11 protein-coding genes are annotated in these 11215 nt (G+C 66.3%); 7 read left to right on the top strand and 4 right to left on the bottom strand.

Annotated features, from left to right (window positions below; translation table 11 throughout):
- Positions 1 to 36 precede the first annotated feature (36 nt).
- Positions 37 to 1311, bottom strand: a complete 1275-nt coding sequence (locus HHL21_RS09205) for an amidohydrolase family protein (protein ID WP_169464969.1) — start codon at positions 1309 to 1311, stop codon at positions 37 to 39.
- A gap of 202 nt (positions 1312 to 1513) precedes the next feature.
- Between HHL21_RS09205 and HHL21_RS09200 the strand changes: the two genes are divergently transcribed.
- From HHL21_RS09200 to HHL21_RS09170, 7 genes are all read left to right on the top strand, one after another.
- Positions 1514 to 2164: a phasin family protein gene (locus HHL21_RS09200; RefSeq protein ID WP_169464967.1), complete on the top strand. Its 651-nt coding sequence runs from the start codon at positions 1514 to 1516 to the stop codon at positions 2162 to 2164.
- Positions 2165 to 2266: 102 nt separating this feature from the next.
- Positions 2267 to 4018, top strand: coding sequence for an ABC transporter ATP-binding protein (locus HHL21_RS09195; RefSeq protein ID WP_169464965.1), 1752 nt, complete (start codon positions 2267 to 2269; stop codon positions 4016 to 4018).
- Positions 4019 to 4034: 16 nt separating this feature from the next.
- Positions 4035 to 5795: an ABC transporter ATP-binding protein gene (locus tag HHL21_RS09190; RefSeq protein ID WP_370659691.1), complete on the top strand. Its 1761-nt coding sequence runs from the start codon at positions 4035 to 4037 to the stop codon at positions 5793 to 5795.
- Between the two features lie 236 nt (positions 5796 to 6031).
- Positions 6032 to 8266, top strand: a complete 2235-nt coding sequence (locus HHL21_RS09185; RefSeq protein WP_308640229.1) for a tetratricopeptide repeat-containing diguanylate cyclase — start codon at positions 6032 to 6034, stop codon at positions 8264 to 8266.
- Positions 8232 to 8711 (top strand): hypothetical protein, encoded by a 480-nt coding sequence (locus HHL21_RS09180; protein ID WP_206085695.1) that lies wholly within the window; start codon positions 8232 to 8234, stop codon positions 8709 to 8711. Before HHL21_RS09185 ends, HHL21_RS09180 begins: the two co-directional genes overlap by 35 nt.
- A gap of 147 nt (positions 8712 to 8858) precedes the next feature.
- Entirely contained in the window at positions 8859 to 9110 is a 252-nt protein-coding gene (locus tag HHL21_RS09175; RefSeq protein ID WP_169464959.1) for an AbrB/MazE/SpoVT family DNA-binding domain-containing protein, read from the top strand.
- The gene (locus HHL21_RS09170; RefSeq protein WP_169464957.1) at positions 9104 to 9451 is read left to right on the top strand and encodes a type II toxin-antitoxin system ChpB family toxin; all 348 of its coding nucleotides are present in this window, start codon (positions 9104 to 9106) and stop codon (positions 9449 to 9451) included. Before HHL21_RS09175 ends, HHL21_RS09170 begins: the two co-directional genes overlap by 7 nt.
- A gap of 297 nt (positions 9452 to 9748) precedes the next feature.
- On the opposite strand, the gene HHL21_RS09165 is transcribed toward HHL21_RS09170, so the two are convergent.
- The 3 genes from HHL21_RS09165 to HHL21_RS09155 form a co-directional block, all read right to left on the bottom strand.
- Positions 9749 to 10084, bottom strand: a complete 336-nt coding sequence (locus HHL21_RS09165; RefSeq protein ID WP_206085694.1) for a hypothetical protein — start codon at positions 10082 to 10084, stop codon at positions 9749 to 9751.
- Positions 10085 to 10146: 62 nt separating this feature from the next.
- Positions 10147 to 10470, bottom strand: coding sequence for a hypothetical protein (locus HHL21_RS09160; RefSeq protein WP_169464955.1), 324 nt, complete (start codon positions 10468 to 10470; stop codon positions 10147 to 10149).
- 114 nt (positions 10471 to 10584) lie between these two features.
- The gene (locus HHL21_RS09155; RefSeq protein ID WP_169464953.1) at positions 10585 to 11193 is read right to left on the bottom strand and encodes a hypothetical protein; all 609 of its coding nucleotides are present in this window, start codon (positions 11191 to 11193) and stop codon (positions 10585 to 10587) included.
- Positions 11194 to 11215 lie beyond the last annotated feature (22 nt).

The raw sequence follows: 11215 nt of genomic DNA, 5'->3' as shown, positions 1-11215 counted from the left end.
TCCAACCGCAGAGTCTAGCACCGACGCGCGCCGGCGTTACCGCCCCAACCTGAAATCGATTTCGCCTGGACGTCCCGGCAGCGCCAGCGACGCGCGCGCACGCGGCGCCTCGCTGACCACCCGGCCGCGCCGGACCACCATGCGGCGCGCGGCGCGCAGGCGGATCGCCTCCACCGTGCTGCCGGCGTCGAGCAGCACCAGGTCGGCGTTGCAGCCCGGCGCCAGGCCGTAACCCTCCAGCCCGAGGATGCGCGCCGGGGTCGCGGTGACGGCAAGGAAGCACTGGTGCATCGCCTCCCTGCCGGTCATCTGGGCCACGTGCAGTCCCATGTGCGCCACTTCCAGCATGTCGCCGGAACCGAGGCCGTACCACGGGTCCATCACGCAGTCGTGGCCGAACGCGACGTCGACGCCGGCGGCCAGCAGTTCCGGCACGCGCGTCATGCCGCGCCGTTTCGGATACGTATCGTGGCGCCCTTGCAGCGTGATGTTGATCAGCGGGTTGGCGATCGCCGCCACGCCCGACTCCGCGATCAGCGGCAGCAGCTTGCTGACATAGTAGTTGTCCATCGAATGCATCGAGGTCAGGTGCGACCCGGCCACCCTGCCGTGCAGGCCGAGGCGGTGGGTCTCGGCCGCCAGCGTCTCGATGTGGCGCGACAGCGGGTCGTCCGACTCGTCGCAGTGCATGTCCACGCGCAGGCCCTTGTCCGCCGCGAACTCGCACAGCAGGCGCACCGACTCGGCGCCGGCCGCCATGGTGCGCTCGAAATGGGGGATGCCGCCCACGACGTCCACGCCCATCGCGATGGCGCGCTTCAAATTGGCGAACGCGGTCGGGCTGCGCAGCAGGCCGTCCTGCGGGAACGCGACCAGCTGCATGTCGATATACGGCGCCACGCGGCGCTTCACGTCGAGCAGCGCTTCGACGGCCAGCAGGCGGTCGTCGCAGACGTCGACGTGGGTGCGGATCGCCAGCAGGCCGCGCGCCACCGCCCAGTCGCAGTACTGCATCGCGCGCTCGGCCAGCGCGTCCTGCGTCAGTTGCGGCTTCAGTTCGCCCCACAACGCAATCCCCTCGAGCAGGGTGCCGCTCGCATTTACCCGCGGCAGCCCGTGACTGAGCGTGGCGTCCATGTGGAAGTGGGCGTCCACAAACGGCGGCGTGACCAGGTCCCCTTCGGCGTCGACTTCGCGCGCGCCGGTGCAGGCCAGGCGCGGCCCGATAGCGGCGATGCGCTCGCCCTGGATGGCGATATCGACCGGGGTACCGCCGTCGGGCAGGGTGGCGTTGCGAATGACGAGATCCATCTGGCTTTCCTTGCTGGCTGGGACAAACGATTGTAGCGATTTCCCACCATACATGTCTTCGCATTTGATTAATCTCAATCATTGATGCTGCAACGCAAGATATAGACGTACAGCAATCTGATAAAAGAGCTTTTCAACCCGCCAGTTCATAGATACACTAGCCAATATTGCAGCGCGTCATAAACGAACCAGAGGAAACCACATGAGTACACTTCCAGAACAGTTTTCGGCAGCAAGCAAGTCCCAGATCCAGGCCCAGTTCGATTTTCTCGAGTCGTTCGGCGCCCGCGCTTTCGAGGGCGCGGCGCGCCTGATCGCCCTGAATATCGACACCGGCCGCGCCGCGGTCGACAGCTCGGCGGCGGCGCTCAGGCAACTGGCCGAAGTACGCGACCCGCGCGACCTGCTCGCGCTGGCAAAAGCCCCGCAGGACTTCAGCAAGATGGTCGCCTGGGGCAGCGAGTGGCTCAGCATCGTGGCCGATGTGCAGGCCGGCTTGTTCAAGGCCGCAGCGCCGCAGCCCACACCAGCACCAGTATTCGCGCCCGTCCCTGCCCCGCCGGCGCCTGCGTTTGAAAGCAGCGACGAACCCGCTGGCACGGTCCAGCCCGGCACGGAGCCTGTCGTCGCCGTCGAGCCGGAAGCAGCGCCGGAGCCGGTAGTCGAAGCCAGGCCGATCGCCAGGGCGGCTGACAAGGCGGCTGGCAAGCCGCTCGAGGCCAGGCCAGCCGCGGCGCCGCTGGAAGGCGACGGCGCGCACATCCTGCCGCACGTGAAGCCGGTCGAAGCGAGCCCGCCGCCAACCGTGTTCGACCAGGACCTGCTGACGCCGAAACGCGGCAAGAAACGCTAGTCCGGCCAGGCCGGGCGCCCGCTGCGCCCGCTTGCCAAACGGTGTACATTGACGGGCTTCGGCCCGTTCTTTGTTTTACGGGCCAGTCTCCAGGGATTGTGCATGACTTTATCAAGGCTGATCGGCGGTTTCGTACGCCGGAATTGGCGCGCCTATGCTTCGTCGGCAGCGATGCTGTTCGGCGTGGCCTTGTTGACCGTCCTGATACCGCACAAGATCGGCGCGATGATCGACGGCCTCGCCGCACAGCGGCTGTCCGGCAGCGACCTGCTGACCGGACTCGCGCAGCTGCTGGCCATGGGCCTGGCCATCTACGCGCTGCGCGTGGCATGGCGCCTGCGCCTGTTTTCCACCGCCTACCAGCTCGGCGTCGAGCTGCGCACCCGCCTGTTCGCGCGGCTTTCGGCGCAGGGCCCGGCGTTCTACCAGAAGCAGCGCACCGGCAACCTGATGGCGCTCGGGACCAACGACATCGACGCCATCGAGATGGCCGCCGGCGAAGCGCTGCTGGCGGGATTCGACGGCACCCTGACCCTGGTCATGGTGCTCGCCATCATGACGCTCGGGGTCGACTGGCGCCTCGCCGCCATCGCCCTGCTGCCCTTCCCGCTGATGGCGCTTGCGTTCTGGCGCATCTCCAGCCACATGCAGGTCGCCGCATCCGACTCGCTCAAGCGCTTCGCGGCCCTTAACGACCACGTGCAGGAATCGCTGTCGGGCGTGCGCACCGTGCGCGCGCTCGGCCTGGAAGAGCGCAACGCGAAGCAGTTCAGCGAGCTGGCGGCGCGCGCCGCCGAGGCCAGCCTGACCGCGCAAAAATGGGAAGCCGCGTATGAACCGGCGGTCGGCCTGACCCTCACCGCCGCCAGCGTACTGACGCTCGGCCTGGGCGGCTACCTGGTATGGCACGACATGCTGACCATCGGCGCGCTGACCGCCTTCACGATGTACCTGGGCCAGCTGATCTGGCCCATGTTCGCCGCCGGCTGGGTGCTGTCGCTGATCGAGCGCGGACGCGCCGGCCTGGCGCGCCTGCAGCCGCTGCTCGACGCGCCGCTTACCGTCGACGACCACGGCACCCTGACCCGGCTGGAATCCGGCGCCTTGGCGCTCACGGATGTCAGCTTCGCCTACGACGGCCAAACCGTGCCCGCCCTGTCCGGCATCGCGCTGTCGCTGCAACCGGGCCAGACGCTCGGGCTGGTCGGCCCTACCGGTTCCGGCAAGTCGACCTTGCTGCGCGTACTGCTGCGCCAGACGACGCCGCAGCACGGCGCCGCCACCTGGGGCGGGCATGAACTGTCGGAATACACGCTGGCCACCTTGCGCGCGGCGATCAGCTGGGTGCCGCAGGAGTCGTTCCTGTTTTCCGCCACCGTGGCCGAGAACATCGCGCTGGCGCGGCCGGGCGCCGCGCGCGCCGAGATCGAACACGCGGCCAGCATGGCCGACATCCATGACGACATCCTGCGTTTCCCGCAGGGCTACGACACGCCGGTGGGCGAACGCGGCATTACACTGTCCGGCGGCCAGCGCCAGCGCGTGGCGATCGCCCGTTCGCTGCTGGCCGACAGCACCCTGCTGCTGCTCGACGACGCGCTGTCGGCGGTCGACACCGGCACCGAAACGCGCATCCTCGAACACCTCGCCGAACTGCGGCGCGAACGGCCCGAGCGCAGCGTGGTCATCGCCAGCCACCGGCTGTCCGGCGTGGTGAACGCCGACCATATCGTGGTGCTGCGCGACGGCCGCGTGTCCGAAGCCGGCACCCACGACCGCCTGCTTGCGCAAAACGGCTGGTACGCGAGCCAGTGGCGCTACCAGCAACTGGAGGCCAGCCTCGATGCAACCTGACCCGAAACAAACAAGCATGCGCGCGAACGCGGCCGAAGCGACCGCGCTGCTGCGCCTGGCCGCGCGCCCGGACCGGCGCCACCTTGGATGGGCCACGTTCTGGCTGGTGATTGCCGCCGCGCTGGAAGTGAGCGGGCCGATCCTCGGCAAGGCGCTGATCGACGAGCACCTGCTGCCGCGCGACCTCGACCTGACGCGCATGGCCCTGCTGCTGGGAGGTTTTTTGATCACCGGCTGGATCGCCACCGGCCTGCGCTACCTGCAGCTGGTGCGGCTGTCCGGCATGGCGATGCGTTCGGTGCAGCGCCTGCGCGAGCGGGTGTTCGCGCATGTGCTGCGGCTGCCGATGGCGTTCTTCGACCGCGCCATCACCGGGCAGCTGATCAGCCGCGTCACCAACGATACCGAAGCGGTCAAGTCGCTGTACATCCAGGTGCTGTTCGTCATGCTCGACAGTAGCATCGTCCTGGCCGGCACCATCATCGCGATGGCGTGGCTGGACTGGCGCCTGATGCTGATCGTGCTGGCCCTGCTGCCCGCGGTGCTGGGCATCGTCTGGCTGTACCAGCGCCTGTCCGCGCCCGCAGTGACGCGCGCCCGCGCGCTGCGCAGCGACATCAATGGCCAGATGGCCGAGACCATCGGCGGCATGAGCGTGCTGCAGGCGAACAACGCCGAGGAACGCTTCGCCAAACGCTTCGCCGCCACCAACCACGCCCACTACAAGGCGCGCCTGGCCGAACTGCGCGCCAACGCCTTCCTGCTGCGCCCCGCGCTCGACCTGCTCAACGTGGTGCTGCTGGCGGTGGTGATCTTCAGCTTCGGCCAGCGCGAGATGAACGCGGTCGAAGTCGGCATTTTGTATGCGTTCATCAGCTACATCGCGCGCGTGGTCGAGCCGCTGATCCAGATCACCATGCAGTTCAGCGGCCTGCAGCAGGCGGTGGTGGCGAGCGCGCGCGTCAAGGCGCTGCTGGACGAACCGGGCGCGCCCGAACATGCGCTCGGCCGCAGCAGCACGCCGGCGCAGGCGCAGGCGGCGGGCGGACCGGCGGTAAAAATCTCGCACCTGAGCTTCGGCTATGCGCCCGGCAATCCGGTGCTGCACGAGCTGTCGCTGGAGATCGGACACGGCGCCTTCATCGGCATCGTCGGCCATACCGGCAGCGGCAAATCGACGCTGCTGTCGCTGATGCTGCGCTACTATCCGAGCCCGCACGGCAGCATCGAGATCAACGGCCAGGCGCTCGACAGCATCGATAACGAGCGCTTCCGCGCCGAAGTGGGACTGGTGCCGCAGGACCCGTTCTTGCTGGCGGCGTCGGCGCGCGAGAACATCGACATGGGACGCGGCCTCACGCAGGAGGAGATCGAGACGGCGGCGCGCGCGGCGCACGCGCACGACTTCATCGCCGCGCTGGAACAAGGCTACGACACGTCGCTGGGCGAAGCCGGCGGACGCCTGTCGACCGGCCAGAAACAGCTGATCGCAATCGCGCGCGCGCTGGCCGGCAAGCCGCGCATCCTGCTGCTGGACGAAGCGACCTCGCACATCGACAGCCAGACCGAGCAGGTCGTCCAGGTCGCGCTGAATGAGCTGCGCGGACAGGTGACCATCATCGCGATCGCGCACCGCCTGTCGACCATCCGCGACGCCGACCGGATCGTGGTGCTGAACCATGGCCGGATCGCCGAAAGCGGCGCCCACGACGCGCTGATGCGCATCGACGGCGGCTTGTACCAGCGCCTGTACCTGCTGCAGCAGCTGGAAGCCTAGCGCACGCCCCTGTCGACGTTTTGGCCACCGACGGCAGGCGCGCGCTGAGCTTGAGCTTGGGTCCGCAAATCCGTTGCTTGCTCACAACGGAAAGCGCGCGCCATTTCAGGGCGGGCAGGGGCGTCGCCCTGCCTTCTGACGCCGCGCACAACGGAAACCGAAAAAATATGGCATGCCGGCGAATTTCCTGCCGTTCAACACGCATATAATTGCCCCAAAAACCTATAACGAGGGACATGATGCCCACAGGCTCGATGGCAACGATTCGCCATATCCGCACGGCCACGGGGCGGATGGCGGCGCTTTGCCTGGTGTCGTCGGTCGCGTTCGGCCAGCAGCCGGACCTCGACCGGCGCCTCGCCGAGATCCGCGAAGTGGGCCGGTTCGTGCCCGAAAAAGCGATCGGCCAGCTGCGCCAGGTCGAAGCAGACGCCCGCGCGGCCGCGCCTGCCACCCGTGGAGAATTCCTCAACCTGCTGTCCCTGACGGAGCGCGCCACCGGCCGCCACGCCGAGGCGATCACGGTCGCCGACGAGCTGCTCGCGCTCGGCAAGGAGCACCACGACAAAGTACTGGTCGCCAAGGGCCTGCTGGCGAAGGGCTATGTCGCCTCGCGCCAGAACCAGCTCGACCTGTCGCACCAGCTGATCTGGGAAGCCGAACGGCTCGCCAGCGGCACCGGCGACATGGCGCTGCGGGTGGAACTGGCCATCACTTCGGGCACCGCGTTCAGCGAAGAAGGCAACCTGCCGGCCGCGCTGGCCAAGGTGCAGGAAGCGGTCGCGCTGGCGCGCAACCACGGCCGCCCGATCCAGATGGTCATGGCGCTCAACGCGCTGGCGAACCAGTACAGCCGGCTGAGGGAATTCGACAAGGGTTTCGAGGCGCTGGCCGAGGCATCCGACATCGCGGTCAAGACCAATTCGCCGGGCCGCATGGCCACCCTGAAGAACACCGAATACGGCCTGGCCATCGAGACCGGCCAGGCCGACCGCGCCCTGAACGCACTGCTCGCGGCGCTCGCCCTGGAACGCAAGATCGGCGCCGAGACGATGATTGTCGGCTCGCTGGTCGACCTGTCCGACAGCTACCTGAAGCGGCACGACTACGAACGCGCCGCCAGCTACGCGCAGCAGGCCATCACGGCGGCAAAGCGCGTTCACCGGGCCGGCAGCGAGGCCACCGCGCGGGTCAACCTGGGCCAGGCCCACCTGGGCCGCGGCCGCATCGCCGAGGGCAAGCGCGAGTTCGAGAGCGGGCTCGCCCATTACGAAGCGTCGGGCGACCAGCCGGAACTGCAGGCGGTGCTGGCCGAATATGGCGAAGCGCTGGAGCGCGCCGGCGACATGGCCGGCGCGGTGGCCGCCTATCACCGCGAACGCGCCATCTCGGACGAACTGTTCAAGCAAAGCCGCCAGAAATCCATGCTCGAACTGCAGGAAAAGTACGAGGCCGAGAAAAAGCAGCGCCAGATCGAGCTCCTGAGCCGCGAGAACCAGCTCAAGTCGACCGAACTCGATAATCGCAAACTGCAGCAGCGCGTCTGGTGGCTGCTGGCGCTGGTGTTCGCGATGGCGTCGGTGATCGTCGGCATCCTGTACCGCAAGGTGCGCACCGCGAACGCGCGGCTGCATGAAAAGAACCTGGAACTGAAACATCAAAGTTCGCGCGATCCGCTGACCGGCTTGTACAACCGGCGCCACTTCCAGGAGTTCATCCGCGGCCACATCCAGGCCGAGAAGCGCAGCGCCGGCACCTCGGGCGAGGAAATCGTCGGCGCCATGTTCCTGATCGACGTCGACCACTTCAAGCACGTCAACGACCGCCACGGCCACGCCGCCGGCGATGCGGTGCTGACGATGATCTCGGAGAACCTGCACATCATCCTGCGCGAGACGGACATGATCGTGCGCTGGGGCGGCGAAGAGTTCCTGGCCTTCCTGCCGGCGATTCCCCGCAACGGCATCGACGAAGTCGCGGCCCGCCTGCTGGCCGGCATCGCCGAGCAGGACATTATCTACCTGGGAGCGCGCATTCCGGTGCGGGTGTCGGTCGGCTACGCACCCTTCCCGCTCAAGCCGGGCCGCGCCGAACTGTCGTGGGAGCGCGCCGTCAACCTGGTCGACATGGCGCTGTACCTGGCCAAGGCCCAGGGCCGCAACCGCGCGTACGGCGTGCGCGGCTTCGCGAACTTCGAGCTGACCACGATGGAAGATATCGAGCAGAACCTCGAGCGCGCATGGCGCGCGGGCTTCGTCGACATGGCGGTGGTGCTGGGCGAAACGCCGCCCGCGCGCGCGGCTCAGTGGCCGGAAGCGGCAGCGCTTGTCGAGGAGCGCGCGCTGACGCAGGGAGCGTGCCAGGGCCTTGTTGCGGACGGGTGCATAATGAAGCTGTTTCCACCCATCGCGGAAAGGAAGGCCAATGAAAACCTGCATGTTAATCGCTGCCGTGGCGATGTTTGCCTGTAGCGCCACGGCCCACAGCGCGCCGGCCAGGCTCACCCCGGCGGATGAAGCCGCCGCCTTCAAGGCGGCCGGTTTCACGCTGAACGGAAAGCAGTGGCGCAATTGCGACGATCCGACGCCGACCTATTCGCCGGGCGATGTCGCCGAGGTGCGCGACCTGAACGGCGACGGACGGCTTGAGGCGGTCATCACCGAGGGCGGCACCTACTGTTACGGGCACGCCGGCACGGCGTACACGGTGGTGTCGAAACAGGCGAACGGCAGCTGGAAGAAGGTCACCGGCGGCACCGGCATCGCCACCTTCCTGCCATCCAAGGGCAAGGATGGCTGGCCGGACATCGAGGTCGGCGGACCCGGTTTCTGCTTCCCGGTCATACGCTGGAACGGCAGGGAGTACACGCTGAACCGGCATGAGTACGAGGGAAAGTCCTGTCGTCCGAACCGGTGATGCGCGAGCGCCATAAATACCGGGCAGGTTCAACGTGGTTTTCGGGCAATCACGCAGGCGCTGAGTGGCCGTAGATACATTGTAGATTCAAAAGAGATTGCCACTTCAATTTTGTGAATCTACAATGTATCAACATCAGGAGGATATATGGAACTGTCGGTGCAGAAATGGGGTAACAGCGCAGCGGTCCGCCTGCCTACTGAGCTACTGGCTATGCTCAAAGTCACTTTGGGCGACAAGCTGAGTGTCAATGTGCTGCCTGAGGGCGTTTTGTTGAAGGCAGCCCGTCCGTCGTATTCGCTGTCTGATCTGGTTGCCCAGTGTGACCTTTCGGCTCCCGAGCCTGCCGATATGGCCGCATGGAGCAGCGTGAAGCCAGTAGGGCGTGAAGTGTGGTAAGCCGAGTGAAGTTTGGACGCGGCGACATCGTGATGGTTAATCTCGATCCAACCGAAGGCCACGAACAAAAGGGCATGCGACCCGCCTTGGTGCTGTCCGTGAGTGCGTTCAACGCGCTGGGCATAGTGTTAGTTGCACCAATAACTCAAGGCGGTAACTTTGCTCGCCATGCAGGATTCGCGGCATCTCTCACCGGGGCGGGAACGAAGATGCAAGGCGCGGTTTTGGTCAATCAGATTCGCATGCTTGACCTCGAAGCGCGAAAAGCAAAACGGGTTGAGACAGCGCCCGAATTTGTGGTTGAAGATGCACTCGCACGCCTTCGTGCAATTACCGATTAGAAGGTCCAACCCCGCTAGTCCGGACAGGTCTGCCGTCGCCCCTAAGCGAACGTCGACATCCGGAAAAAGTCGGCCAGCTACTTTGCTTTGCCCTTTCGCATCGGGTCAGGAAGACGGGATGCTGCCGCGACTGCGACGCCGATCCCAATACCGAGACTGAGCCCCAATGTAGCGCTGTTCAGCGCGACGCCGAGCGCAGTCCCTACGCCGCATCCGACTCCAATACCACGCAGGATTGCCATGTTCATTTTTTGCTCCTTCTCAGCCCCTTGAATCCAGCAGGGGGGTAAGCCGCTCTTAATCCGGGTCGGCCGCGTCCTGGATTTTCTCGCCGGCCTGTTCGACCTTCTTGCCCGCATTTTTGGTCGCTTCCTCCAGTCCGCGGCTGGCGTCGCTGGTCGCGTCTTCGATCTGGTCGCCGGTGCTGCGGGCGGCGTCGGCCATCTTCTCGCCCGCCTCTTCAGCCTTGTCGAGCTTTTCCTGCAGCTTGCGCGCGACCTTGTCGCCCGCGTTGTCGATGGCCTCGCCGGCCTGCTGCGCCGGTCCCTTTTCTTCGTCGCGCGGAGTGCAGCCGGCGGCGGCGGCAAGGATGGCCAGTGCCAGCATGACGCCGGTAATTGGTGTCGTGTTCATGATGAAGTCCCTCGATGATATTGCTGAACAGCATACACCTGTGCAGCCGGGAACGGCGCAAATCAGCGCAGTTGTACCGAGCGCAGGTAGTCGGTGCGTTCGCGCTCGATGGTGGCCAGCGTACCGGCGCTGACGGAATTGCGGCCGCTAGCGGCGCGGGTGGCGTCGATCCATTTCTGCAGCCCGGCGTCGACTTCGGCGTTCAGCTTTTGCGCGTCCTGCGTGGCAGGTCCCACGGCGCCCTGCTCCGCATAGCAGGCGCGCCACGAATTGATCTTCTTCTGCACCCTGCGTACGCTCTCGTTCGACGTGGACTTTTGCGGGAATTCGGGGGCGACGCAGTCGAAGCCGGACGCCAGCGCCGGCGCGTCGGCCAGCGCCAGCACGGCCGCTAGCAGGGTCGGAAAAACGTCATCAGGAAACCTCCGTCGGGAAGTCTAAATAGTAGACTAAATTACAATCCTCCACTACTATTTTTGCGACTTTCCGACGACGATAGTTTACCAGCAGCTTCCCAGCAGCCACCTGCCGTTACGCGCCAGGCACTCCGCCTTTTCCTTTTCCAGCTTTCCGGCGTCGCTGTTCTGCCACGCGATCCTGGCCGCGGTGATCTTTTCCTTCAGGCTGCGGGTGGCGCTGTCCTCGCCCCATTTGCGCACGAACCCCTGCAGGCGCTGCTGCGCCTTGATGAAGCTGGCGCTGTCGATTGCTTGATCCACCGCGATCTCGGTGCCGCGCCATGCCTTGGCGCGCTGCTGCCTGCGCTCGCACACGGCCGAAGCTTTGTCGAGTCCCTGCTGGAGGCGCTGGAGCTGCTCCGGCGACGCGCGCGTCGAACGCAGCTCGATCAGCTCCGCCTGCGCCTCGTTGAGCTGGCACTCGGCGCCGAGTGCGAGGGCGCGCTCGATGCGCGCCTCGATCCTCCTCGGCTTGTCCCACACCCACAGGCCGATCACTACGGCCAGCAGCAGCAACCACCAGCGCAGCCTGACCGGGCCGCGCTGGTGCTTCGACGCTACGGTCGCGGGCGCCGGCCTGGATCCCCATGCCATCGCAGCGGGCGCCGCGGCGACAGCGACCGGTTCCGGTTTCGGTTTCGGTTCGGGCATAGGTGGCGCGGCGGCGGGCTGC

This window comes from Massilia polaris (genome assembly GCF_012927275.1).
Lineage (GTDB): Bacteria > Pseudomonadota > Gammaproteobacteria > Burkholderiales > Burkholderiaceae_D > Telluria_A > Telluria_A polaris.
Note: the sequence above shows the minus strand (reverse complement) of the source record. Positions and strands in the feature narration are given on the sequence as shown.